The organism is Nonomuraea maheshkhaliensis (genome assembly GCF_039529435.1).
Classification (GTDB): Bacteria; Actinomycetota; Actinomycetes; order Streptosporangiales; family Streptosporangiaceae; genus Nonomuraea; species Nonomuraea maheshkhaliensis.
Genome location: NZ_BAAAMU010000060.1, coordinates 14,589 through 38,092, shown reverse-complemented (window position 1 = coordinate 38,092; position 23,504 = coordinate 14,589). Strand labels below are relative to the sequence as shown.

The window sequence follows — 23,504 nt, the reverse complement described above, 5'->3', positions numbered from 1 at the left end:
ATGGGAAACCGGTGCGCGGTCATCGGCGTCGGGCAGACGCACTACACGACCAAGCGCGGGGACGTCTCGATCGCCGGCCTGGTCCGCGAGGCCGCGCTGCGGGCGCTGGAGGACGCCGGGCTGACGTTCAAGGACATCGACGCCGTGGTCATCGGCAAGGCGCCCGACCTGTTCGAGGGCGTGATGATGCCGGAGGCGTACCTGGCGGACGCGCTCGGCGCGGCGGGCAAGCCCATGATGCGCGTGCACACGGCGGGCAGCGTCGGCGGCTCGACCGCGCTGGTCGGCGCCTCCCTCATCCAGGGCGGCGTGCACGAGCGGGTGCTGGTGGTGGCGTTCGAGAAGCAGTCGGAGTCCAACGCCACCTGGGCGCTGTCCACGCACCTGCCGTTCAGCGCGTCGCTGGTGGTGGGCGCGGGCGGCTACTTCGCCCCGCACATCCGCGAGTACATGCGCAGATCCGGAGCACCCGGGCACATCGGGACGCTCGTCGCGGTCAAGGATCGGCTGAACGCGCTGAAGAACCCGTACGCGCACCTGCGGATCCCCGGCATCGACCAGAAGATGGTCGAGTCCACGCCCATGCTCTGGGAGCCCATCCGCTACCTGGAGACCTGCCCGTCCAGCGACGGCGCCTGCGCGATGGTGCTGTCGTCCGAGTCGGCGGTCACCGGCACCCCCGCCTGGGTGCACGGGACGGCCATGCGCTCCGAGCCGATCTTCCGCGCGAGCCGCGACACGGTCAGCCCGCAGGCCGGCAAGGACTGCGCCGCCGACGTCTACCAGCAGGCCGGGATCGCCGACCCGCGCCGGCAGATCGACGTGGCCGAGGTGTATGTGCCGTTCTCCTGGTACGAGCCGATGTGGCTGGAGAACCTGGGGTTCGCGGCGGAGGGGGAGGGATGGAAGCTCACCGAGTCGGGCGCCACGGCACTCGACGGTGACATCCCGTGGAACGCCTCGGGCGGGGTGCTGTCCAGCAACCCCATCGGGGCGTCGGGGCTGATCAGGTTCGCCGAGGCCGCGCTCCAGGTGCGCGGGATGGCGGGCGAGCACCAGGTGGACGGCGCCCGCACGGCGCTCGGCCACGCCTACGGCGGGGGAGCCCAGTTCTTCGCGATGTGGATCGTCGGACGGGAGAGACCCTGATGGAGTTCAACCACGCTGACCTGTTCGAAGGGCTCGCGGACACGATCGGGGACAGGACGGCCATCGTCTGCGGCCAGGAGCGGCGCACGTACGCCGAACTGGAGGCCGAGGCGAACCGGCTCGCCCACTACCTCATGGACCTCGGCGTCCAGCCGGGCCAGCACATCGGCCTGCACCTCTACAACGGCGTCGAGTACGTCGCCGGCATGCTCGCCGCCCTCAAGATCAGAGCCGTGCCGATCAACGTCAACTACCGCTACGTCGAGGCCGAGCTGCTCTACCTCTACCGCGACGCCGACCTGCGGGCGCTGATCTACGACGTGGAGTTCGAGCCCCGGGTGGCCGCCGTGGCCGGCCAGGCCCCGCTGCTGGAGCACCTGATCTCGGTCGGCGGGCCTCCGTCGATCGGCTCGGCGGTCCCGTACGGCACGGCGCTCGAACGCGGCAGGCCGGAACGCGGCTTCCCCGCCCGGTCGGGCCAGGACGTCTACATCATCTACACCGGTGGCACCACCGGCATGCCCAAGGGCGCGATGTGGCACGTCGAGGACCTGTTCATGGGCTTCGGCGGCGGCAACCCGTACGGCGAGCCGCGCACCACCCCGCAGGAGGTCGTCGACGAGGCCGTCAAGGCCACCCCCATGGTCATGATGGCGGTGCCGCCGCTCATGCACGGGGCCGCGCAGATGACCACGTTCATCTCCTGGTGGATGGGCTCGACCACCGTCTTCGTGCGCAAGTTCGAGGCCGCCGAGGTGTGGCGGACGGTCGAGCGGGAGCGCGTGTCCACCATGAACATCACCGGCGACGCCATGGCCAGGCCCCTCACCGAGGCGCTGGAGGGCGGCGAATACGACCTGTCCTCCCTGTTCGTGATCAGCTCGACCGGCGCCATCCTGACCGGCGCGGTCCGCGACCGCCTCCAGGAGCTGCTGCCGAACGTGATGATCCTCGACAGCTTCGGCTCCACCGAGTCCGGCTACACCGCCTCCGGCGTGGCCGGCTCCTCACCGGAGAAGGGCCTGCGCTACAAGCCGAACGCCGTCGTCACCCTGGCCGTGCTCGACGAGAAGAACCGGCCGGTCGAGCCCGGCTCCGGCCAGATGGGCACCGTGGCGAGGTCGGGGCGGGTGGCCTTCGGCTACTACAACGACCCCGAGAAGACCGCGCGCACGTTCGTCACCGACGAGGATGGCACCCGCTGGCTGCTCACCGGCGACCTGGCCACCGTGGACGCCGACGGCACCGTGAACGTCTTCGGCCGGGGCTCGCAGTGCATCAACACCGGCGGCGAGAAGGTCTTCCCCGAGGAGATCGAGGCGGTGCTCAAGGGGCATCCCGGCGTGTTCGACGCGGTGGTGACCGGGGTTCCGGACGAGCGGTGGGGCACCAAGGTGGCCGCCGTGATCGAGCCGCGGCCTGGGGTCGAGGTGACGGCCGCGGAGCTGGACGCGCATTGCCGGGGGTTGCTGTCGGGGTACAAGGTGCCGCGGACGTACGCGTTCGTGGGGGAGATGGTACGGTCACCGGCCGGCAAGGCCGACTACCGCTGGGCCAGGGAAACCGTCGAGAACGCCGGCGGCTGAGGGGCCTTCCGCGTCGGGCCACGGGGCCGCGTGCGGCCCTGGGCCTTGGGGCGCGTGAGGCGCCGGGTCTTGGGGCGCGTCGGGCCGGGCGGAGGTCAGGCCAGGCCAGGCCAGGTCAGGCCAGGCCAGGTCAGGCCAGGTCAGGCCAGGCGACGCAGCTCGGCCTCGACCGCCTTCACTTCCGCGCCCTTTCCCGCCTTCTCCAGCAGCTTCAGCCGGCCGAGCAGCACGTCCCGCAGCAGATCGCTCTCGGCCCCGGGCAGTTCGCGGAGCAGGCCGGCCGAGACGCGCAGGGCGGCGTCGGCGGCGTCGTCCCGGCCCAGCTCCTGCTGGCAGAAGCCGAGCCGGGCGTGCGCCACGGCCCTGGTCAGCTCGTCCCGCGTCACCTGTGTGGTGCGGTGGAAGACCAGCCCGGCCTCCAGCGCCCGCCCCGCCTCCATCAGCGCGTCGCCCAGCATGAGCATCGCCCGCGACAGCAGCCCGCCCTGCATCGGGTTGCCCGGCGAGAACCGTTCCAGCGCCGCCACCGCCTCTCGCAACGGCTGGATCGCCTCGGCCGCCAGCTCCCGCATCCGCAGCGCCCCGGCCAGCGTGAGACAGGCGCCCGCCCTGCTCGTGTGCACGGCCCGCTCGTCCATGCCCGTGGTCAGCAGCTCGTCGTAGATCGCGATCGCCTCACGCGCCCTCGCCTCGGCCTCGACGCCGTCGTCCAGCCGCAGCAGGGGCAGCAGCTCTGAGCTCTGCGCCAGGGAGTCCGCCAGCACCGCCCGGTACGTCAGGTCGTCCGGCGACCGCCTGGCCACCGGGATCAGCTCCTCGACCAGGGCGTTGGCCTGTTCCAGCTCACCCAGCATCATGTGGCACCTGGCCAGCCGCTGGGTCGCCAGCACCCGCTTCACCGTGCCCGTTTCGTGGCCGTTCACGGCGATCTGCGCGTACTCGGCCGCGTCCTGGGGCCGCCCGGACGCGAGGAGGTCGTCGGCGGCCAGCCCAGCGGTCTCGGCCGCCGCCAACGGCTCCGGCAGCCCGCTGAACAGGCGCAACGCCTCCACAAGATGCGCCATCGCCTCCTGCTCCCGCCCGAACGCCCGCAGCACCCGCCCCCGCACTTGAACAGCCTGCGCCCGCACCCGCACCAGCTCCACCCCCGCCGCCGCGGGTCGACCCAATCCGGCTCGGTCCAGCTCGGCCAGCGACCAGGCGATCGCCTCAAGGGCGGCCTGCGGGCGGTCCAGCGCGGCCAGGGTCGAGCCGAGCTGCGCGTAGGTGACGGCGGCCACGGCCGGATCGTCCAGCTCGTCGCAGAGATCGGCGGCACGCTCACAGTGGGCCAGCGCTTCCACAGCGCGGCCCTGTTCGAGCAGCCCCGCCGCGTAGTGATTCAGCGCCATGGCCAGCGTACGGTCCTGGCGTGCGCCGAGAAGATCGATCGCCTGCTCGACCACGGCCGGCCCGACCCGATCCCCCCGCCTGCCCCCAGCCCCACCCCGCTCCCGCGCCGCCACAGCGGCAAGCGCCGCCAGCGCCGACCCGAGCGACTCCCGATGGGCACCGGAGACGATGGCAAGCCCCCGGTGGACCCGTACGGCCAGCTCATGGAGGTGAACGGCGGTCGCAACGTCCCCAGCCCGCTCCGCAGCCACCGCAAACGCACCCAGACACCGACCGAACCTCGCATGCACCCCCAGCCCACCACCCACCAACCCCTCGTGCCCTACTGGCCCAGGCGCCGCCACCGGCCCTTCGTGCTCCGTCGGCGCGGACGCCGTCACCGGCCCTTTGCGCTTTGCCGTTCTGGACGGCGTCAGCGGCACCTCACGTTCCAGTGCCTCGGTGAATCCCGTCAGCGGCCCCACCAGCCCGGCGGCCGCCCCTTCACCTGCGTCCGCGAACCAGGAAAGCCGCTCGATGACCGCGTCGAGCACCTCGACCCCGGGAAGCGGGCGTACCCCGAGCACCTGGGCGTACAGGCCGGTGGCCGCAGCCGGCCCCGCCTCCTCCACCCGCGACTCCGCCAGCCGGAGCAGCGCCTGCACATGCACCTCGGACAGATCACCAGGAATGGGCCCGAGCCGCGTCATCGCCGACGTGCCCGACGTCAGCCGTTCCCTGGCCGCGTCGCTCTCGTGCAGCTCGGCCAGGCAAAGGCCGGCCAGCTCCCAGCACGTGGCGGCGAGCAACTGCTCACGCTCGCCCTGCTCCTCCGGCGAGGACGGCAGGAGACCGAGCGCCCGCGTGATCGGCTGGAGCGCGGCTTCGGCGTTCTGACCGGGATCCGCATCGCGCCTGTTCCAGCGGATCTCCGCCTGGAGCCGCAACGCCCCCGCCAGCAGGAGCGGCGGCCGCAACTCCTCCGCCACCAGCGCCGAACACAGCCGCACCAGCCGATCCGCTGCCTTCTCCGCCTCCGCCGCCTTCTCCGCCTCCGCCGCCTGCGCTGCGCCTGCCTGTGCTGCGCTCGCGTGCGCCAGGGCGGTCGTCTCAAGGATCATCAGCTCGGCCAGCTCAGTACGGAACTCGGCGCTCGTCGCGGCGTGCGGCCCGTACGACTCGATGGCGGTCCGCAGATGCGGGAGAGCCTCCTCGGTGCGCCCGAGCCCCACGTGCGAGCGGCCGAGCGCCGCCGCCACCATGCCCACGGCGATGGCGTGCGGCCCGTCGGGCGCGGCATGCCGCTGGAGCAGTTCGGCCGCCCGGGTCGCCAGCGTGAACCCGTCCGCCGGCCGTCCCGCGTCCGCCCAGGCCCGCGCAAGCATGGCCTGTGCCGACAGATGCGCATGAACCCGCTCGACCCCGGCCGTACCGTCAATCTCGCCCTGCGCGCGGACCCGCTGCTCGGCCCTGCTCACGGCCTCCTCCGGCCGGTCGAGGAGCAACGTCAGCAGCCACGGCAGCCCGGTGCCCGGCGCACCCGATGGACCTGGCGGACCGGACGGGCCTGGCGGACCCGATAGGCCCGGCAGATCCGACGGGCCTGGCCAACCCGATGGACCTGGCGGGCCGGGCTCCAGCCTCCTGCGTATTCTGGCCCGCACCTCGGCGTGATGGCGGGCGTAGCCGGCCTCCTCGGCGCTCAGCAGCTCGTACCGCTCGGTGGCGAGCGCCAACTGCGCCAGGCCGTCGGTCGTTCGGCCCAGCTCGTCCAGGCAGAGGCCGAGCAGCCACGTTCCCCTCGCCCGGGTGGCCGGGTCCGGCTCGGACGGCAGCGCCATGGCCTCCTGCAACGGCCCCAGCGCCTCCTCAGGCCGGTCGTCGACCAGCAGCAGCTCGCCGAGATCGAGCAGTTGGCCGGTCAGGGCGGGGCGGTGCTCATCCGGTTCGAGGGTGACGAGGGCGCGCAGGTTGCGTACGGCCTCCGCGGCGTACCTGACGGCGGCGTCCAGATCGTCCAGCCGGGCGTGCAGCCTGGACAGGACGGAGGCGGCGAACGCCAGCAGGACCCGCAGCCCAGGCTCCTCGGCCGCCAGCGTCCGCAGCCGCCCGACCGCCTCGGTGGCCGGTCGGAGGGCGTCGGCCGGTCGGCCGTACGCCTCCAGCCAGGTGGCGATCAGGTGCAGCCGGTGGGCCACGTCCCTGCTGGTGGGGGCGACGCCTCTGACGGCGGAGGTGACGGCGACGGCGATGCGGGCGGCCAGCTCGGGCAGCGCGGCGGCGGTGCCGATCCCCTCGAAGGGGGTCAGCGGCTCGGGAGCCTGGAGAGCCGGAGCTACCGCCGCCCGCCCCGCCACCGTCCGCTGGGGCGGCGTGAACGCCTCGAACCCACTCCCGACGGCCCCCGCCTCCCCAACGGACCCACGAGTGGCCACCTGCGGGGGCGGGGTGGGCATGTGTGCGAATGGGTGCGGGTCTGGGGCGGATATGCCTCCAGGCGGCTGCGCGGCAGGGCCGGGCCTGCCCGCGAGCGGTTCCCCATCCAGGCCGGGCCCACCGGCGGGCGGTCGCTGGGTTGGGACGGGTGCTCCGGCGAATGACGGCCGGGCCGGAGGATCGTCTGCCGTGGGGGAGTCGGCTGGTGGCAGGACGGACAGGACACTCGTCACGTTCGCCGCGAAGCCCGCGTCACCGCCCGCCGCCTCGAACGCCGCCACCGCCTCCCCCAGCCGCCCGACCCCCAGCAGCGCGCACGCGACGTTGTAGTGAGCCCGGGCTGCCTGCTCCAGGTGGCGGGGGTCGTCCTCGGCCAGGATGCGGAAGCGGGCCGCCGCCTCCTGCGCCGGCTTGAGCGCGCCGCCGGCCTCGCCCCCGAGCAGCAGGGCCGCCCCCAGCTCGAACGCCGCCTTCGCCCGCCCGGCCGCCTCCTCGTACGGGGGAGCGCCCGCGTACATCTCGACCGCCTCCGCCACCGCGACGACCGCCTCACCGACCCGGCCCACGGCCGCCAGCGCGGCCGACAGCTTCGTCAGGGCCTTGGCCAGCGCGATCCGTTCGCCGCTCGTCCGCCGGTGCCGCACGCTCAGCTCGGCCAGCGTCACCTCAAGCGCCCGCAGCCCCGGTCCGGCGGTGGCAGGCGGATCCGGTCGCGCGGTGTCCGGCGTCCGTCGCGGGGGCGGCAGCGCGGCCACGGACGCGGCGAGCCGCTGGTCGGTGGCGAACAGCAGGAGCGCGGCGTTCAGCATGTCGCCGAGCCGGGCGGCGGGGTTCGCCTCCGCCTGGGCAACCAGGGGGCCGAGCCGACCGGAGATCAGGGCCCACAGCGCCGCCCGCACTCGTTCCCGGCCGGCGCACGATCGCAGGACGTTCAGCATGCGTACGAGCTGCTCGACCGTCCGGCCCTCATGGTCGTGTACGGCGAGCACCAGCGCGTCCAGGCCCGCTGTCGTGGCGAGGAGTTGCTCGGCGAGGAGGTCGGGCCCGAGCGGGGTCAGCCGCTGGTCCCGGCGCGAGCCGGGTGCAGGCGGGGGAGGGGGGAAGAGCCGCCCCAGCCAGCCGGCCGCGTTGGAGGCGGCGCTGCCGTGCGGACCGAACGCGCCGCCGGATGCGCGGGTGCTGATCCCCGGCACGGTCGTCAGCAGGCCGGGCAGCTCTACGGGGGTGGGCGCGGTGAGCGTGAGGACCGCTATGGCTCGGCGTGCCGTCACGTCGGGCAGACGTTCCTGCCCGTCCGGCCAGACCCGCGCCCACTGATCGCACTCCCGAACCAGAAACCGCCCCAGCAACCCGCTCCCGCCCGGGTCGGTGCGCCCACCCGTGGTGGTTCGTCCGCTCGTGTCAGTGCGCCTGTCCACGTCGGGGTGTTCGTTCGTGCTGGTACGTGCGCTTTCACCGGGGTATTCGTCGGCCACCTGGCCTGCGCCCGTTCTGCCGTCCCGGCTCCCGTCCCCGTCCCCGTCCCCGTCGCTGTCGCACAGGCGGAGCAGGGCGGCCAGGTGGACGTGGAGGGGGAGACCGTACTCGGGGTCGTCGAGGCGTGGCGGGCTGGGGAGGGCGGCGCGGCTCGGTGCGAACGCCTTCATGGCGGCGAGTGCGTGCTCGGTCCGTTCCTGCAGCGTGAGGGGGCGGCTGTTGAGGCGCACGGTCGTGGTGTTGAGCCGCCGCAGCCACCCGCCGGCCGCCGTGTCGAGCCGCCGCCACCAGTCCGCCTCGCCGGGCTCGCGGACCAGCAGCAGGAGACGTACGCGAGGGTTGTGGCCGTGCTTGGCCAGCCGCCGGATCAGCTCGCCCACGAGCGGTGCCGACGGTTCGGGACGGTCGACGACGAGCAGGGTCGGCCGCAGCGCCTCAAGTGAGGTGCTCCGGGTGGCCAGGGCATCCGGCGTCGTGTCGTGACCGGCTAGGGGATCCGTCACCGCGCCGCGACCGGCCACCGGATCCGGCACCGTGTCCGGGCCGGCCAGCGGACCCGCCAACGCGTCCAGGGGCAGGAAACCCGCGTCCCAGCCCTCGCTCTCCAGCTCCACGCACAGCTCGCCCGCCAGCCGGGTCTTCCCCATGCCGCCGCGACCGCTCACCGCCGCGATCGACAGCGCGCCCGGTTCGTCGGTGGCCCACGTCCGCAGTTCGGCCAGTTCCTCGCGCCGCCCCAGGAACGGGACCACCGCGTGCCGCGCCATCAGCAGCGTCCAGTCGGGGCAGTCCGGCGGCAGCTTCTCGCGGGCGGGTGTCATCAGGGCGGGAAGGGGGACGGCGTGGTCGTTGCCCGTCACGGTCTCCAGCCCGCCGGGGGACACGCCCGCCAGCTCTCGAAACCGCTCGTCGCCCAGTAACGCGGTCACGGGAACGACGTCCAGCCGTCCCTCGGCATGTCCGGCCGTCGTCGGGGTGACCACGCCGATGAGCTGCCCGGCGGGCTCGGCAACTAGGACGGCCCCGCACATACCCCGCCAGAGCGCTTCCGGTACCCCTTCGCCTCCGGCACTCGCCCCGCCGGCCGGCTCGGCTGCTCGTTCGGGTTTGGGACTCGTCTCGCCGGTCACCCCCGCGCTCCCCATCGGCCCCGCCTGGTCCAAGGTCGCAGAGGACGAAACGCTGACCGTCAGAGTCTTCGAGACCGCGCCCGTGGGCGGGGAGACCAGGCCGGGCAGTGTCTCGGCGATGCGGATGCCGCCGCGCCGGACCTCCTGGGCGAACCCCCTGGCGACGCAGCGCACCGGAGCGGAGTCGCCCACTATCCGGACCCAGCGATTGTGCTCGATGCCCGGAAGGTCGGCCCACACTGGTTCGGCGGTCCGGAGCAGGACCACGTCGGCGCCGCCGCGTCCCCGCCACACCGGCTCGGCCGCCGACCAGCGCGCCGACCCGGGCAGACGCACGTGACACGAGGCCCGGCCGCTTCTCCACGGCCCCTCGCCGTCTCCAGCCGGGCGTCCACCGGTGAACACCGGCCGTTCGTCGTCATGGGCTGATCGCCCAGGACCGGGTGCCAGGCGGCCGGAGGTCAGTACCAGGTCGGGGCCGATCACGTAGCCGGAGCCGGTCACGCCGACGATGTCGTCATGACCGGAGAAGACCTCGACGATCCGTTCGAGTCCGAGGCGGTGCAATGGCGTGTCCATCAGCGTCTCCCGATTCCCCCGTCGCCTGCAGGCGACGGGGGAATCGGGAGCGGGAGGGTCGCCGAGGCCCGGGCGTGCAGTGACCCGCTTGGTCTGCACCACATCAGAGATCTCCGTTCGTCGCATGTGAGATGGGCGGTGCTGTCATAGGGATCGTGTGACTCGTCAGGTACGCACTTGTCCCGGTGCGGCGTATGACCTCGGATACCACGTGGTGTGGTGTGCGAAGTATCGCCGCCCGGCCCCAGGCGGCCGGGTGAAGGATCGTCTTGAGGAGTTGATCCGCGCCAAGGCCGACGAGCACGGCCGGGAGATCGTGGCGCTTGAGATGATGCCGGAGCACGTGCGTCTGTTCGTCGAGCCCCACCCGGAGAGCTCGTCGTCGTATGTGGCCGGCCAGTTCAAGGGCTTCACCTCCCATCGTCCGCGCGCCGAGTTCGGGCGCCTGCGCTCTCGGCCGCTCACTCTGTGGTCGCGGTCCTGCGTCGTGGCCAGGGTCGGCGCGGTGGGGGCCGAGACGGTGCAGCGCTATGTCGAGACGCGGGACGAGCGGTCCCAAGGCGGTGGCCGTGCGTAGGTCGTTCAAGTTTCTGCTGCGTCCTACGAGCAAGCAGGCCGTCGCACTTGTCACATGTCTGGAGGACCATCGGCAGCGTTACAACGCCGCCCCGGAGCACCGCCGCATCGCTTATGCGAAGGCGGGTGTGAGTGTCCGGTACGGCGAGCAGTCGGCGGAGTTGAAGCACATTCGCGGTGACGACCCCGGCGGGCAGGGCCGCTGGAGCTTCTCCTCCCAGCAGGCCACCCTGCGCCGCCTGGACAAGGCGTTCCGCGCGTTTTTCGACCGGGTCAAGACGGGACGTACGCCGGGGTTTCCCCGGTTCAAGGGCCGGGGATGGTTCGACCCGGTCGAGTGGCCCAAGGACGGCGACGGCTGCCGGTGGGACTCCCAGCCCGAGCACCCGGCCTCGACGTTCGTGCGGTTGCAGGGCGTCGGGCAGGTCCGGGTGAACCAGCATCGGCCGGTCAGGGGCCGAGTGAAGACGATCAGTGTTAAGCGCCAGGGCCGCCGCTGGTACGTGGTGCTGTCGTGTGAGGAGGTGCCCGCCGAGCCGCTGCCCCCTGCGGGCGCGGTCGCCGGGATCGACCTGGGCCTCGCCTCGCTGGCCACCACCAGCGACGGCGCACATGTGGCCGACCCACGCCACCTCGCCGCGACCGCCGATCGTCTGGCGACGGCGCAGCGCGACCTCGCCCGCAAGAAGCGGGGCTCCACGCGTCGTCGCAAGTCGGTGGCCCGTGTCGCCGCGCTGCACGCCAAGGTCCGGCGCCAGCGCCTCGACACCGCGCATAAGGCCGCGCTCGCGCTGGTCCGCGCCTACGACGTGATCGTGCACGAGGATCTGCGGATCGCGAACATGACCCGGTCGGCGTCCGGCACGATCGCCGCCCCCGGCCGCAATGTCGCCGCAAAGGCCGGTCTCAACCGTTCGATTCTGGATGCGGGCTGGGGGGTGTTCCTGCAGGTCCTCGCGCACAAGGCTGAAAGCGCCGGTCGAGAGCTGATCGCGGTGAACCCGGCCGGCACCTCCCGCACGTGTGCCCGCTGCGGGCACCGCGCGAAGGACAACCGCGTCACCCAAGCCTCGTTCGCCTGCACGGCGTGTGGACATGCCGCGCACGCCGACGTGAACGCGGCGGTCAACATCCTCAGGGCAGGGCTTGCCCTTCGCGACGCTGCGCAAGCGGCTTAGCGAGAAGCCGCTCCCTTCAGGGAACGGAGGAGTCACGGGTCCGCCTATGAGCTACGTCTTAGCCACGTCCCGGCGTGCCGTCTTTCTGGTCAGTGCCTGATCCCATCTCACTATCGCACTATGGCCAGGAAATTTCCCGGCTTGTCATGCCTTCTCGGTTGTGAGCCACGCGGCCAGCCCGAGGTACACGATCCCGCTCCCGACATCCAGCCGCCGACGTGCGCGTACGGACTGGCGGACCCGGCCGGCCAGGGCCGAGGCGAGCATCGCGTACGTGCCGTCGGAGGCCATCCCGAGCAGGATCCACACCGCGCCGAGCAGGAGGATCTGCGGCCCGATCGGCCCCACCTCCGGGTGGACGAACTGCGGCAGGAACGCGAGGAAGAAGATGGCGGTCTTGGGGTTGAGCACGTTGACCACGAACCCCTCCCAGAACAGCCGCCGCTTCGACTGGACCTTGAGCTCGATCGTCTCGCCGCCGTCGCCCCCGCGCATCAGCTTGCGTACGCCGAGCCAGAGCAGGTAGGCCACGCCCGCGTACTTGACCACGGTGAAGGCCGTGGCCGAGGCCGAGATCAGGGCGCTGATGCCCAGCGCCGCCGCGGCCACGTGGACGAGGGAGCCGGTGTGCACACCGAGCACGGAGATCAGGCCGGCGGAACGGCCTTGGGCGACGCTCCTGGTGACGATGTAGAGAACCGCGGGCCCGGGCACGATGAGCAGCCCGAGCGTGGCCACGCAGAAGACGGCGAGCGTCGTGATTTCCGGCATGGGGCCATCGTAGTTATGGCGTCAAAGGCTTTCCGTGAGTGCTGAGAGGAGTGCTTCGACGGCGGGTGGGTGGGGTGGCTCGCCGTAGACGGCGGCGTACACGTGCCTGGTCGAGCCGGGCACCCGGGCGACCTCCACCTCGGGGTGGCGGTGCGCGGTGAGCGCGAGCCCCGGCAGCATGGTCAGCCCCAGCCCGGCCGCCACCAGCGCCTGCACGGCCACGATGTCGTCGCTGGTGAACGAGATGTGCGGCTCGAACCCCGCCTTGTCGCAGATGTCGAGCAAATGGCTGCGGCACCGGTCGCACCCGGCGATCCAGGACGACTCGGCGTGGTCGGCGAGGTCGCCGGGCGGTGCGCCGGACACCAGGTAGCTGGGGTCGTCGAGGAGGTGGAGCATGTGGATGCCGTTGTCCTCGGGGGCGGTGTCGTCGTAGCGGAACATCACCGCCGCATCCACCCGCCCGGCGCGCAGCAGCCGCAGCGCCTCCGGCGGCTCGGTCTCGGTGAGTTGCAGGCGCAGCCCGGGGTGCGCGCCGGCCAGCAGCCGGGCCGCCTTCGGGATGAACGTGCCCAGCGCCGAGGGGAAGGCGGCCAGCCGCACCCGGCCCGAACGCAGCCCCACGTGCGCGGCCAGCTCCTCGGCGGTGGCGTCGAGCCGGCCGATGATCTCCGCGGCCCGCTCGGCCAGCAGCCGGCCCGCCTCGGTGAGCCTGATGCCGCGCCCGGCGCGCTGGACGAGCTTGGCGCCGGTCTCGGCCTCCAGCCTGGCCAGGTGGTGGCTGACCGAGGGCTGGGAGTAGTGCAGCTCCTTGGCCGCCGCGGTCAGCGAGCCCTTGCGGGCGACCGCGACGAGGACGCGCAGGCGTACGACGTCGAGCATCCATCAATCATATCTATCGATCAGCCAGAAGACTTCTGTTGGACCTATCGGTCGGAAAGGAGGAGCGTAGGGAGGGAAGGAAGTACCGCTGGAGCTCCCGGGAGAAAGCCATGAACCTGGCCGCCACGGCCGTCCGACCCGGACTGGACGTCCTGGTGAACGGCGTGTCCCGCATCGCCGCCCGCCGCCTCGGCCGCCACGAGAGCGCGCTGGCCGTGGCCGCGTTCCTGCGCGAGCACCTGCCCGCCCTCGACATCCTCACCCCGCAGGAGCGCGCGGGCTCGCCCGACGGGTACGTCTCCCACGTGCTGCACGCCGAGGAGGACTTCTCGATCGCGGCCGTCGTCTGGCGGCCGGGCCAGGACACGGTGATCCACGACCACGTGTCGTGGTGCACGTTCGGCATCATCAGCGGGATCGAGCACGAGACCCTCTACCGGGACATGGGCGACCACCTCGTGGAGATCGGCCGGGCCGACAACCGGCCGGGGGAGGTCAGCGGGTTCGCGCCGCCCGGGGACATCCACAAGGTGTGCAACACGAGTGACGAGGTGGGTGTGTCGCTGCACATCTACGGCGCGAACGTGGCCCGGCTCGGCAGCAGCGTCCGCCGCGTCTACGACCTCCCGGTCAGGTAGCCGCCCGTCACGGCCTCCCCCGTCGGGTCGCCGCCCTGTCCTGATCTGCCCCGCCCTGACGTGTCCGTCCGTCGCAGGGACGTCCCCGTACGCCCGGCGCAGATGCGAAATTTTATTTGCGCAAATTTATTTTCCCTTCTAGGGTGGGTGCCATGGCCCCCACCGAGAAGACCCACCGCGTCAAGGACCTCGACACGCTCAAGGCCCTCGGCCATCCGCTGCGCATCCAGCTCTACCGCGCGCTCTCCGTCGCGGGCACGGCCACCGCCTCGCAGCTCGCCGACCAGGTCGACGAGGCCGTGTCGCTGGTCAGCTACCACCTGCGCAAGCTGGCCGCCCACGGCATCATCGAGGAGGCGGAGGGGCGCGGCGGGGATGCCAGGGAGCGCTGGTGGCAGCCGGTGTCCACCGTCATCACCACCAAGGACGAAGACTTCGACGCGCCCGAGCGTGCCGCCGTCCACACCGCCGTCTCGCGGGTCTACGCGCGCCAGCGGGGTGAGCTCTACGAGCGTTATCTCGACGAGAAGCAGGCCTGGCCCGCCGACTGGCGTAGCGCCGCCTTCGCCTCCGAATACCTGCTCCGGCTCACGCCCGCTGAGCTGGAGCGGCTGCATGAGGAGCTCGACGAGGTCGTTCTGCGGTGGCGGCGGCACGGGAACGCGGCCCGCGAGGCGGGCGACACGCAGGGGCGGGAGAACGTGGCCGTGCAGGCGCACGGCTTCCCGTTCCGTACGTAGGGCTCACCTGTCCGTGACCGGACGCGCTCACTCGAACGTTATGGAGGAGAGGTAGGGATGTATCCGGACTTGTATCTGTATGTCGAGCGGGCGAGAGGCCGGGAGTTGCGGGCGGAGGCCGAGCGCCACCGCCAGTGCCGGCGTCGGCGCCGTGCGGAGGGTCGTGCTGAGGGGCGCGGCTCGCTGGTCCGCGGGTTGGAGACGCGCCTGGGCTGGGCGCTGGTGGAGGCGGGGCTGCGGCTGGTGCATCGCCGCGCGGTCGACTACTGATCCCGCCGTCCACATGCGGACCGTCAGGCGTCGAGGCCGAGCTGGTGGCGTCTGGCCACCGCGTCCATGACGGCCCAGTGCTCGACGATCCTCCCGTCCCGTACGCGGATCATGTCCAGCCCGCGCACCTCGTACCGCCGGCCGGAGGCGGTGTGGGTGCCTCGGCTGAGGTAGACGTTGGATGACACTTCGTCGTCCGAGACGTTCCGCTCGACCGTGACCGAAAGGTCGTGGAAGCCCGTCTCTCCCGACCTCATCAGCTCCCACTTCTCCCGCCACGCCCCCAGCCCGTGGTGGTCTCCGGCGGCTCCGCCCCGGTGGTCGATCACGTCGGGGTCGATGAGGGCGAGCGCCTCGTCCATCCGCCCGGTGGCGAGCACCTGGGGGTAGAGCTCGATTATCTGTCGATGTACCTCTCCTGCGGTCGTCATCCTGATGTGCTCCTCAGATAAGTGGGGAATTCCCCGTTTCTGGTCGCCGCTACACTAAACGGGGAAGTCCCCATTTGGCAAGGAGAACGATGCCACGCCCTCTGCGGGCGGACGCGCAGCGCAACCGCGACCTGCTGCTCGCCGCGGCCGCCCACGTGTTCGCCGAGCGCGGCGCCGACGCGCCGATGGACGAGGTCGCCCGCCGTGCCGGGGTCGGGAACGCCACGATGTACCGGCATTTCCCGACCCGTTCCGACCTGCTGGCCGCCGTCTACGCCGACGAGGTAGAACAGCTCCGGGCGAGCGCGGAGTCGCTGCGGGCGGCCGGGCCTCCGGGGGAGGCGCTGCACGCGTGGCTGCGGCTGTTCATGGACCACCTGACCACCAAGCGCGATCTGGCCCTGGCCGCGACGGATGACACGGCCCTGCACGCCGCCTGGCACCGCACCATGATCGAGGCCGCCTCGATGCTGCTGGAGGAGGCCAGGCAGGCCGGTCTCGTACGAGCCGATCTGGACGTACGCGACCTGCTCACGCTCGTCAGAGGCATCACCCTGACCGCCACGGACCGCGCACAGGCCGAACGGCTGCTGTCGCTCGTGGACTGGAGCGCCTGATCAGACGGCGCCCCTGACCAGGCGTTCGTGGCCATGCGCCTGATCGTGCCCCTGTGTCGATCACGCAAGGACAGTCCGTCCTGCCTGCGACTCCGCCTGCGCCCCGGCGCCGCCCGGCCCCTGCTCGGAGTGCCGGTGAACGAGCTGGTCGACCGGGTGATCGACCTGGAGGAGCTGTGGGACGGCCCGACGGGCGCGCTGACGGGTGCGCTGATGGAGGCCGGCTTCGATCTCCGGCGCGTTCTCGCCCGGCTCGGAGCGGCGCTGGCCGAGCGGATCGAGCGCCGGTCCGCCGTGGACGTGGCCCGTGGCGAGCTGGAGCGGCTACTACGACCAGTCGCACATGGCCGCCGAGTTCCGCCGCCTGATAGGCGCCGCCCCGGCGGCCTACTTCGCCGGCCGCCTCCCCGCCCCACACGCCTGCTGAAGCGCCGCACGAACCCCGCACCACCCGCCGAGCCCGAGCCGCTGCCCGCACGCCGCATGCACGCCCGGAGCTACACCCCCAGGGCCGAGGGCAGGCTCAGCTCGTTCAGGAAGAGCGCCTCGGTGGTCGCCACCCTGCGCAGTTCCTCCAGATCGACCCGCTCGTTGGGCGCGTGGATGGCCGCCTCCTCGTCCTCGGCGCCGAACAGCAGGATCTCCGCCGCGGGGAACTGCTTGAGCAGCGTGTTGACCAGCGGAATCGACCCGCCCGCACCCACGTCACGCGGCGGGCGGCCGAAGGCGCGCTCCATGGCCCGGTTGAGCGCCGCGCGGGCCGTGCCGCCCGAGTCGGCCTGGAAGCCGGAGCCGACCGTGAAGTCGCCGAACGACACCTGCACGCCCCACGGCGCCACCTGCCGCAGGAACTCCACGACCGCGTTCACCGTCGTCTTCGGGTCGCCGGCCGGAGGCACGCGCACGGTCACCCGCGCCCTGGCGGCGGGCTGGACGGCGTTGATCGCCCCCGACACCGACGGCACGTCGAGGCCCGTGACGGTGATCGCGTACGACGACCAGAGCCGGTCGGCCAGCGAGCCGGAGCCCACCAGCGACACCCCGTCCACGACCCCGGCCGTCTTCCTGAACTCCTCCTCCGACGGCCCCTGGCCGAGGAAGGAGCCGCGCGGCAGGCCGGGCACCCGGATGTCGCCGTTGTCGTCGTGCAGCGAGGTGAGCATGCGCATCAGCGCCGCCAGCGCGTCGGGCGCCGCGCCGCCGAAGGAGCCGCTGTGGACGGCCTCCCGCAGCGTGCGGACCTCGACGGTGAACGCGGCCATGCCGCGCAGCGACGTCGTGACCGCCGGATCGCCCACGCGCGGGTTGCCGGTGTCGGCCACCACGATGGCGTCGGCCCGCAGCAGGTCGGGGTTGCGCTCGACGAACGCCTCCAGCCGGTCGCCGGCGTATTCCTCCTGGCCCTCGATGATGACCTTGATGCCCACGGGGAAGCGCCCCTGGAAGGCACGCAGCGCCGTGACGTGGGAGATGACGCCCGACTTGTCGTCGGCGCAGCCCCGCCCGTACAAGCGGCCGTCGATCAGCGTCGGCTCGAACGGCGGCGTACGCCATGCGGCCGGGTCCCCCGCCGGCTGCACGTCGTAGTGCGCGTAGAGCAGGACGGTGGGCATGCCGGGGGGCGCCGGAGCCTCGCCGAAGACGGCGGGGAAGCTGCCCTCGACGGGCACCTGCTGCACGCGCGGCAGCCCGGTGGAGCGCAGCAGCTCCTCCGTCATGGCGGCGGCGGCGAAGACGGGCTCCTCCGGATGACCGGGAAAGGCCACGGACGGTATGGCGGCTAGCCGTCTCAGCTCGTCGACGGCCTGTGGCATCGCGGCGGAGACGGCGCTCTCGATCTGGTCAGGAGTCACGGAGGGTCCCCCGGGGGTCGTTCTCAACAGTGCATGGCTGTTCACACGAGTTAACAGCAGTTTGTCTCATTGGATCACAACGGGCCCTGCGCTGCGGAAACAGGGCGGGAACAAAGCTGGGACGCGTGTGACCATGCGGGCCAATGTACCTGCGGATTTCGTTGCCGTTACAAAGGGGTTCTGCGGATCTCGATTTTCTTGCATAGTGCTGCGACCGATTCGCTTGGCAAGGTGCACGTGAGCAGGCAGACTGTGGGAAGTTCAGACACGAGGGAAGATAACCATGACGCTGCCGGAACACGACGTCCTCAAGGCCGCGCAAGACAACCTGTGGTTGCACTTCACCAGGCACAGCGCCTACGACACCGCCGAGATCCCGACGATCGTGCGGGGCGAGGGATCCTACGTCTACGACATCCACGGCAAGCGCTACCTCGACGGTCTGGCGGGGCTCTTCGTGGTCCAGGTGGGCCACGGTCGCCAGGAGCTGGCCGAGGCCGCCGCCAAGCAGGCTCAGGAGCTGGCGTTCTTCCCGCTGTGGTCCTACGCCCACCCCAAGGCGGCCGAGCTGGCGCAGCGCCTGGCCTCCTACACCCCGGGCGAGCTGAACCGCGTCTTCTTCACCACCGGCGGCGGCGAGGCGGTCGAGACCGCCTGGAAGCTGGCCAAGCAGTACTACAAGCTCGTCGGCAAGCCGCTCAAGCACAAGGTCATCAGCCGCCAGATCGCCTACCACGGCACCCCGCAGGGCGCGCTGTCGATCACCGGCATCCCGGCGTTCAAGCAGATGTTCGAGCCGCTGGTGCCCGGATCCGTCCGGGTCCCCAACACCAACCACTACCGCGCCGACGAGATCACCGGCGTCAAGGGCATGACGCCCGAGGAGTACGGCATCTGGGCCGCCGACCGCGTGGCCCGCGCGATCGAGATGGAGGGCCCCGACACGGTGGCCGCCGTCTTCGCCGAGCCCGTGCAGAACGCCGGCGGCTGCTTCCCGCCCCCCGACGGCTACTTCCAGCGCCTGCGCGAGATCTGCGACGAGTACGACGTCCTGCTCGTCTCCGACGAGGTCATCTGCGCCTTCGGCCGGCTGGGCACCATGTTCGGCGGCCAGAAGTTCGACTACGTCCCCGACATCATCACCTGCGCCAAGGGCCTGACCAGCGGCTACTCGCCCATCGGCGCCATGATCGCGCACGAGCGGCTGTTCGAGCCGTTCAAGGACGGCGACACCATGTTCGCCCACGGCTACACCTTCGGCGGCCACCCCGTCTCCTCGGCCGTGGCGCTGGCCAACCTCGACATCTTCGAGCGCGAAGACCTGCTCGGCCACGTGACCAAGAACGAGCCGGTCTTCCGCCAGACCCTCGACGACCTGCGCGACCTGCCGATCGTCGGCGACGTGCGCGGCGCCGGCTACTTCTGGGGCATCGAGCTGGTCAAGGACAAGGCCACGAAGGAGACCTTCGACGCCGCCGAGTCCGAGCGGCTGCTGCGCGGGTTCCTGTCCAAGGCGCTGTTCGACGCGGGCCTGTACTGCCGCGCCGATGACCGCGGCGACCCCGTCATCCAGCTCGCCCCGCCGTTGATCGCGGGCCAGAAGGAGTTCGACGAGATCGGCTCGATACTGCGCGGCGTGCTCTCGGAAGCGTGGGCGCGACTGTGACACCCCTTAGTTCGGCCCTCAATCCGGTACGAGGGAGTGCCGGTTCCCGAAAGGATCCACCGCAATGAAGATCGGCGTTCCAGCCGAGGTCAAAAACCACGAGTATCGTGTCGCCGCCACCCCGGCGGGCGTGCACGAGCTGGTGCGCAACGGGCACGACGTCACCGTTCAGCGGGGCGCGGGCCTGGGCTCGCAGATCACGGACGAGGAATACCTGGCCGCGGGCGCCAAGATCCTCGACAGTGCCGACGCCGTGTGGGCGCAGGCCGACATGGTGCTCAAGGTGAAGGAGCCCATCGCCGAGGAGTACCACCGGCTGCGCGAGGGGCTGGTGCTGTTCACGTACCTGCACCTGGCCGCCTCCCGTCCCTGCACGGACGCGCTGCTGGAGGCGCGGACCACCGCCATCGCGTACGAGACCGTGCAGGTCGGCCACTCGCTGCCGCTGCTGGCTCCGATGTCGGAGGTCGCCGGCCGGCTGGCGCCGCAGGTGGGCGCGTACAACCTGATGCGCTTCAACGGCGGCAGGGGCATCCTGCCCGGCGGCGTGCCCGGCGTGGCGCCGGCGAAGGTGGTCGTGATCGGCGGCGGCGTCTCCGGGCTGAACGCCGCGCAGATCGCCGTCGGCATGGGCGCCGAGGTGACCGTGCTCGACACCAACATCGACCGGCTGCGCTTCATCGACGCCGTCTACCAGGGCCGGCTCAAGACGCTGGTCTCCACCTCGTACGCGATCGAGCAGGAGGTCCTCCAGGCCGACCTGGTCATCGGCGCGGTGCTCATCCCCGGCGCGAAGGCCCCGACGCTGGTCTCCAACGACCTCGTAGCGCGGATGAAGCCGGGCTCCGTGCTCGTGGACATCGCCATCGACCAGGGCGGCTGCTTCGAGGACTCGCGCCCGACCACGCACGCGGACCCGACGTACAAGGTGCACGAATCGGTCTTCTACTGCGTGGCCAACATGCCGGGCTCGGTGGCCAACACCTCCACGTACGCGCTGACCAACGCCACCCTGCCGTACGCGGTCAAGCTGGCCGACCTGGGCTGGCGTGCCGCGCTGAAGGCGGACGCGGGGCTCGCGGGCGGGCTCAACACGCACGACGGGCGGCTCACCAACGAGCCGGTCGCGCAGGCGCTCGGGCTGCCGTACACGCCGGTCGCCGAGGTGGTGTGACAGGGGTCAGTGCAGGCCGAGCCGGCGGCGCAGGTCGCGGGCGGTGGTCAGGACGTGTTGCAGCTCGCCGGGGCTCGGCCACGGCGCGCTGCCCGGACGCACCAGCGTGCCGCGTACGGACGCCAGGTGCTCGACCGCGCTCTCGTGCACCCCGCTCCGCTCGGCCAGCCACGCCAGCACGTCGGACAGGTCGTGCAGCGGCCTGGTCACGATGTCCCAGGTGCTGAGCACCTCGGCGAGCTCCGCCGCGACCAGCGGGACGCCGCCCCCTCGGGCGGTGGCGGCCGCGGCCAGCTCCGCCCTTGCGGTCAGCTCGGGCTCGGCCGGACGGTCCCAGGAGGGCGGCGGCGGGTCCGACAGCCACTCCTGCGCCTCGCCGTGCTCACCGGCCACCGTCAGCAGCCCGCCCAGCTCGACCGCGGCGCCGTGGTGCCCCGCCCGTGCCGCCTGCCGGAACCAGTGCCGGCCGCCCGCCAGGTCGCCGAACTCGGCGATGAGCAGCAGGCCGTAGTTGAAGGCCGCCTCGGCGTCCCCGCCGGCCGCCGCGCGGCCGAACCAGTGGCTGGCCGCCGCCGTGTCGCCCAGCTCCACGCAGACGAACCCGGCCATCCGCTGGTCCTCCGCCCGCCCCGCCCCGGCCGCCTGCTCGAACCAGCCCCGCGCGGTACGCAGGTCGCCCCGCGTCAGCGCGATCCCGCCGAGCCGCGAGGCCGCGCCGGGATGCTCGCTCCTGGCCGCCAGCCGGTAGTACGCCTCGGCCCCTTCGGGGTCGCGGCAGGCGTGCAGGTAGAGGCCCAGGCAGTAGGCCGACTCGGCGTGCCCGCCCCTGGCCGCGCACTCCCACCAGTGCACGGTCTCGCCCTCCTCGCCCGCGCAGTAGGCCAGGAAGCCCAAGTCGTGGGCGGAGGCCGCGTCGCCGTCGATGGCCGCCCGGCGGTGCCACTCGCGGGCCAGTCCCAGCTCGCCCGTCTCCTCGCACATCAGCGCCAGCCTGCGGGCGGCCGTCCTTGAGCCGGCCTCGGCCGCGCTCTCGTACCAGACCCTGGCCGCGCCGGCGTCGCCGCGCTGCTCCAGCAGGAGCGTGGCCAGGTTCGTCGCGGCCTCGGCGTCGCCGGTGCTGGCCGCGGCCTCGTACCAGGTGACGGCGTCCTCCAGGCTGCCGTGCATCTCGTGCCAGATGCCCAGGTTGTAGGCGCTGTCGACGCTGCCGCCCGCGGCGGCCCGCTCCCACCACAGCCGGGCGGCCACGCGGTCGCCGTGCTGGGCGTAGAGCCGGCCGAGCCGGTGCGCCGCCTGCGCGTCGGCGGCCTGCGCCGCTGCCAGCAGCTCGGGTTCGTCTCCCGCGCGCGGCGCCGGTACGGCCGGCACCGCCGCCTCTCCTTGCCAGGACATGGCGACAGCGTGGCACGTGATCGCCCGATCGCGAACCGTAATCGCCGAAGGCGCTAGGAGAAGTTGATGAAGCCCGCGTACATCCCCATTCCGCAGACGTACCGCAGCAGGCCGGGCGGCTGGGGCGGCAGTCGTACGGTGGCGGGGACGGCGACGTCGCGCCCGCCGATCACGACGGTCCCGGTGCAGCCGCGGTCGAGCAGCTTGAAGACCACGTCGACGGGCTCGCCCGCCCGCGCCTCCACCATGGCGGGCCGGTAACCCTCCCGCGTGGCCCACACGGTCACCGACCGCACGACGCCCGGTCCCCCCGTGGTCATGGAGGGAGTGGGGACGGCGGCGGTGGCCGCCCAGCCGCCCAGGCTGATCCCGCTCCCGGCCGTCCAGAGGCCGGCGGCGAGTGCCGCGACCCCGGCCAGCCGCGCCAGCCGGGTCCGCGAGACGCGCCGCAACACGTAGCCGAGCAGCGCGAACGCCGGCGCGGTGCCGGCCACGAACCCCGCCATGGCCGCCGCCCCCGCCAGCGGCGAACCGCTGGAGACGGCCAGCATCTCCACGCTGAGCGTCACCCCGCAGGGCACCAGGACGGTGGCCGCGCCCAGCAGGGGCGCCTTGCAGCGGCGGGACGGAGCCGACGGCTCAGGTGCGGCGCAGGCGCCGTGGCCGCGCCGCAGCAGCCTGACGGCGAAGCCGGCCACCGTGAGGCCCGCCGCGACGAGCAGCGCCGCCCGGGCCTGGGGTGGCAGGCTGACGGCCGAGCCGAGCAGCCCGAGCAGCGCCCCCGCCAGCGTGTACGAGACCAGCCGCCCCGCCAGGAACCAGCCCACCAGCGCCCGGTCCCGCCCGTGACGGCCGTCGGCCAGCCCCATGAGGAGCCCGCCCTGCGTGGCGGTGCACGTGGCCGCGCCGGCGACGAGGCCGGCGACGACCCCGCCCGCCAGCAGTGTGACGGCCTGGCCGCTCAGTGGACGAGCGCCAGGCTGTCCAGAGCCCCGCTCTTGGCGGCCTCCACGATGGAGCCGAACTGGTCGTGGCTCATTTCGACGCGCTGACCGAAGTCGTCCACGATGATCACCTGGCGCTCGCCGGGCGCCGTGGCGTCGACGAACAGCTCCGGGCAACCGCAGCTGCACTGGCCGCAGAACTTGGTGATGGACCGCATCTGTCGTCCCCACTTCCTTGAAGCCCTCACCCGGAACGTAACGCGGCCCCATAAGTACGACCAGTGACAGTTGTCGCACTCAAGGTGACGTTTATGCCGCACCGCCATCAGCGTCAGGCGGCGCCGCCCCTCAGTACGGACATCTTCTCGAAGTACTCGTCGTCGCTCATCTCGCCACGGGCGTACCGCTCGGCCAGGATCTGCTCGGCCGACGCGGTGGGAGAGCCGACCGGCCCGCCGGCGGTGTGGGCGGAGGGTCCGCGGCGCGGCCCCCACCAGCCCTTGCGCCACCCCGTGACGGCCAGCGCGATGACGGCGATCCAGAACAGGCCCCAGACGGCCGGGAAGATCGGCGAGAAGCCGACGCCGGGACCCCAGTGCGGAACCAGCAGGGCGATCGTGTTCATGTCTCCTCCTCCTTGACGTG

General features: G+C 72.2%; 19 protein-coding genes. 10 read left to right on the top strand and 9 right to left on the bottom strand.

Going from position 1 to position 23,504, the window contains the following annotated elements; genetic code table 11:
• Both ABFX54_RS32980 and ABFX54_RS32975 read left to right on the top strand, forming a co-directional pair.
• Entirely contained in the window at positions 1–1,149 is a 1,149-nt protein-coding gene (locus tag ABFX54_RS32980; RefSeq protein ID WP_346110513.1) for a thiolase domain-containing protein, read from the top strand.
• Complete coding sequence (locus ABFX54_RS32975) at positions 1,149–2,735, top strand: acyl-CoA synthetase (protein ID WP_346110490.1); 1,587 nt, start codon at positions 1,149–1,151, stop codon at positions 2,733–2,735. Before ABFX54_RS32980 ends, ABFX54_RS32975 begins: the two co-directional genes overlap by 1 nt.
• Before the next feature lie 140 nt (positions 2,736–2,875).
• Here the strand turns inward: ABFX54_RS32975 and ABFX54_RS32970 are convergent, their stop codons facing one another.
• Positions 2,876–9,727: a hypothetical protein gene (locus ABFX54_RS32970; protein ID WP_346110489.1), complete on the bottom strand. Its 6,852-nt coding sequence runs from the start codon at positions 9,725–9,727 to the stop codon at positions 2,876–2,878.
• Between the two features lie 157 nt (positions 9,728–9,884).
• On the opposite strand from ABFX54_RS32970, the gene tnpA reads away from it, so the two are divergent.
• A complete protein-coding gene (gene tnpA / locus ABFX54_RS32965; RefSeq protein WP_346110488.1) occupies positions 9,885–10,304 on the top strand; it encodes an IS200/IS605 family transposase in 420 nt (139 codons plus the stop codon).
• Positions 10,297–11,481: an RNA-guided endonuclease InsQ/TnpB family protein gene (locus tag ABFX54_RS32960; protein WP_346110487.1), complete on the top strand. Its 1,185-nt coding sequence runs from the start codon at positions 10,297–10,299 to the stop codon at positions 11,479–11,481. Before tnpA ends, ABFX54_RS32960 begins: the two co-directional genes overlap by 8 nt.
• A 144-nt stretch (positions 11,482–11,625) precedes the next feature.
• Here the strand turns inward: ABFX54_RS32960 and ABFX54_RS32955 are convergent, their stop codons facing one another.
• Together ABFX54_RS32955 and ABFX54_RS32950 are read right to left on the bottom strand one after the other, a co-directional pair.
• Positions 11,626–12,252 (bottom strand): LysE family translocator, encoded by a 627-nt coding sequence (locus ABFX54_RS32955; protein ID WP_346110486.1) that lies wholly within the window; start codon positions 12,250–12,252, stop codon positions 11,626–11,628.
• 21 nt (positions 12,253–12,273) lie between these two features.
• Positions 12,274–13,134: a LysR family transcriptional regulator gene (locus tag ABFX54_RS32950; RefSeq protein ID WP_346110485.1), complete on the bottom strand. Its 861-nt coding sequence runs from the start codon at positions 13,132–13,134 to the stop codon at positions 12,274–12,276.
• Between the two features lie 110 nt (positions 13,135–13,244).
• Here ABFX54_RS32950 and ABFX54_RS32945 point away from each other — a divergent pair, with 110 nt between their 5' ends.
• The 3 genes from ABFX54_RS32945 to ABFX54_RS32935 all read left to right on the top strand — a co-directional run bounded on the left by ABFX54_RS32945 (position 13,245) and on the right by ABFX54_RS32935 (position 14,782).
• Positions 13,245–13,772: a cysteine dioxygenase family protein gene (locus ABFX54_RS32945; RefSeq protein ID WP_346110484.1), complete on the top strand. Its 528-nt coding sequence runs from the start codon at positions 13,245–13,247 to the stop codon at positions 13,770–13,772.
• A 152-nt stretch (positions 13,773–13,924) separates the two neighbouring features.
• Positions 13,925–14,512, top strand: coding sequence for a helix-turn-helix domain-containing protein (locus tag ABFX54_RS32940; RefSeq protein ID WP_346110483.1), 588 nt, complete (start codon positions 13,925–13,927; stop codon positions 14,510–14,512).
• Between the two features lie 57 nt (positions 14,513–14,569).
• Positions 14,570–14,782, top strand: a complete 213-nt coding sequence (locus ABFX54_RS32935) for a hypothetical protein (protein WP_346110482.1) — start codon at positions 14,570–14,572, stop codon at positions 14,780–14,782.
• A gap of 23 nt (positions 14,783–14,805) precedes the next feature.
• Here ABFX54_RS32935 and ABFX54_RS32930 read toward each other — a convergent pair whose 3' ends face one another.
• Positions 14,806–15,213 carry an ester cyclase gene (locus ABFX54_RS32930; RefSeq protein ID WP_346110481.1) on the bottom strand — a complete coding sequence of 136 codons (408 nt, stop codon included), beginning with the start codon at positions 15,211–15,213 and terminating at the stop codon, positions 14,806–14,808.
• A gap of 89 nt (positions 15,214–15,302) precedes the next feature.
• Here ABFX54_RS32930 and ABFX54_RS32925 point away from each other — a divergent pair, with 89 nt between their 5' ends.
• Positions 15,303–15,830 carry a TetR/AcrR family transcriptional regulator gene (locus ABFX54_RS32925; protein ID WP_346110480.1) on the top strand — a complete coding sequence of 176 codons (528 nt, stop codon included), beginning with the start codon at positions 15,303–15,305 and terminating at the stop codon, positions 15,828–15,830.
• 497 nt (positions 15,831–16,327) lie between these two features.
• Here ABFX54_RS32925 and ABFX54_RS32920 read toward each other — a convergent pair whose 3' ends face one another.
• On the bottom strand, positions 16,328–17,683 hold the full coding sequence (locus ABFX54_RS32920; protein WP_346110479.1) for a dipeptidase: 1,356 nt from the start codon (positions 17,681–17,683) through the stop codon (positions 16,328–16,330).
• 283 nt (positions 17,684–17,966) lie between these two features.
• On the opposite strand from ABFX54_RS32920, the gene ABFX54_RS32915 reads away from it, so the two are divergent.
• On the top strand, positions 17,967–19,349 hold the full coding sequence (locus ABFX54_RS32915) for an aspartate aminotransferase family protein (protein ID WP_346110478.1): 1,383 nt from the start codon (positions 17,967–17,969) through the stop codon (positions 19,347–19,349).
• A gap of 64 nt (positions 19,350–19,413) precedes the next feature.
• Positions 19,414–20,523 carry an alanine dehydrogenase gene (gene ald / locus ABFX54_RS32910; RefSeq protein ID WP_346110477.1) on the top strand — a complete coding sequence of 370 codons (1,110 nt, stop codon included), beginning with the start codon at positions 19,414–19,416 and terminating at the stop codon, positions 20,521–20,523.
• A 6-nt stretch (positions 20,524–20,529) separates the two neighbouring features.
• Here the strand turns inward: ald and ABFX54_RS32905 are convergent, their stop codons facing one another.
• From ABFX54_RS32905 to ABFX54_RS32890, 4 genes are all read right to left on the bottom strand, one after another.
• Entirely contained in the window at positions 20,530–21,915 is a 1,386-nt protein-coding gene (locus ABFX54_RS32905; protein WP_346110476.1) for a tetratricopeptide repeat protein, read from the bottom strand.
• A gap of 53 nt (positions 21,916–21,968) precedes the next feature.
• Positions 21,969–22,856, bottom strand: a complete 888-nt coding sequence (locus tag ABFX54_RS32900) for a sulfite exporter TauE/SafE family protein (protein ID WP_346110512.1) — start codon at positions 22,854–22,856, stop codon at positions 21,969–21,971.
• A gap of 20 nt (positions 22,857–22,876) precedes the next feature.
• Positions 22,877–23,077 (bottom strand): hypothetical protein, encoded by a 201-nt coding sequence (locus ABFX54_RS32895; protein WP_346110475.1) that lies wholly within the window; start codon positions 23,075–23,077, stop codon positions 22,877–22,879.
• Positions 23,078–23,190: 113 nt separating this feature from the next.
• The gene (locus ABFX54_RS32890) at positions 23,191–23,484 is read right to left on the bottom strand and encodes an SHOCT domain-containing protein (RefSeq protein WP_346110474.1); all 294 of its coding nucleotides are present in this window, start codon (positions 23,482–23,484) and stop codon (positions 23,191–23,193) included.
• Positions 23,485–23,504 lie beyond the last annotated feature (20 nt).

What these genes read in the sequence shown, in the direction of transcription:
- ABFX54_RS32925 (WP_346110480.1), top strand. Translation starts at nt 15,303, where the DNA reads ATGCCACGCCCTCTGCGGGCGGACGCGCAGCGCAACCGCGACCTGCTG.
- ABFX54_RS32950 (WP_346110485.1), bottom strand. Translation starts at nt 13,134, where the DNA reads ATGCTCGACGTCGTACGCCTGCGCGTCCTCGTCGCGGTCGCCCGCAAG.
- ABFX54_RS32940 (WP_346110483.1), top strand. Translation starts at nt 13,925, where the DNA reads ATGGCCCCCACCGAGAAGACCCACCGCGTCAAGGACCTCGACACGCTC.
- ald (WP_346110477.1), top strand. Translation starts at nt 19,414, where the DNA reads ATGAAGATCGGCGTTCCAGCCGAGGTCAAAAACCACGAGTATCGTGTC.
- ABFX54_RS32895 (WP_346110475.1), bottom strand. Translation starts at nt 23,077, where the DNA reads ATGCGGTCCATCACCAAGTTCTGCGGCCAGTGCAGCTGCGGTTGCCCG.
- ABFX54_RS32955 (WP_346110486.1), bottom strand. Translation starts at nt 12,252, where the DNA reads ATGCCGGAAATCACGACGCTCGCCGTCTTCTGCGTGGCCACGCTCGGG.
- ABFX54_RS32975 (WP_346110490.1), top strand. Translation starts at nt 1,149, where the DNA reads ATGGAGTTCAACCACGCTGACCTGTTCGAAGGGCTCGCGGACACGATC.
- ABFX54_RS32930 (WP_346110481.1), bottom strand. Translation starts at nt 15,213, where the DNA reads ATGACGACCGCAGGAGAGGTACATCGACAGATAATCGAGCTCTACCCC.
- ABFX54_RS32890 (WP_346110474.1), bottom strand. Translation starts at nt 23,484, where the DNA reads ATGAACACGATCGCCCTGCTGGTTCCGCACTGGGGTCCCGGCGTCGGC.
- ABFX54_RS32980 (WP_346110513.1), top strand. Translation starts at nt 1, where the DNA reads ATGGGAAACCGGTGCGCGGTCATCGGCGTCGGGCAGACGCACTACACG.
- ABFX54_RS32905 (WP_346110476.1), bottom strand. Translation starts at nt 21,915, where the DNA reads ATGTCCTGGCAAGGAGAGGCGGCGGTGCCGGCCGTACCGGCGCCGCGC.
- ABFX54_RS32945 (WP_346110484.1), top strand. Translation starts at nt 13,245, where the DNA reads ATGAACCTGGCCGCCACGGCCGTCCGACCCGGACTGGACGTCCTGGTG.
- ABFX54_RS32935 (WP_346110482.1), top strand. Translation starts at nt 14,570, where the DNA reads ATGTATCCGGACTTGTATCTGTATGTCGAGCGGGCGAGAGGCCGGGAG.
- ABFX54_RS32970 (WP_346110489.1), bottom strand. Translation starts at nt 9,727, where the DNA reads ATGGACACGCCATTGCACCGCCTCGGACTCGAACGGATCGTCGAGGTC.
- ABFX54_RS32915 (WP_346110478.1), top strand. Translation starts at nt 17,967, where the DNA reads ATGACGCTGCCGGAACACGACGTCCTCAAGGCCGCGCAAGACAACCTG.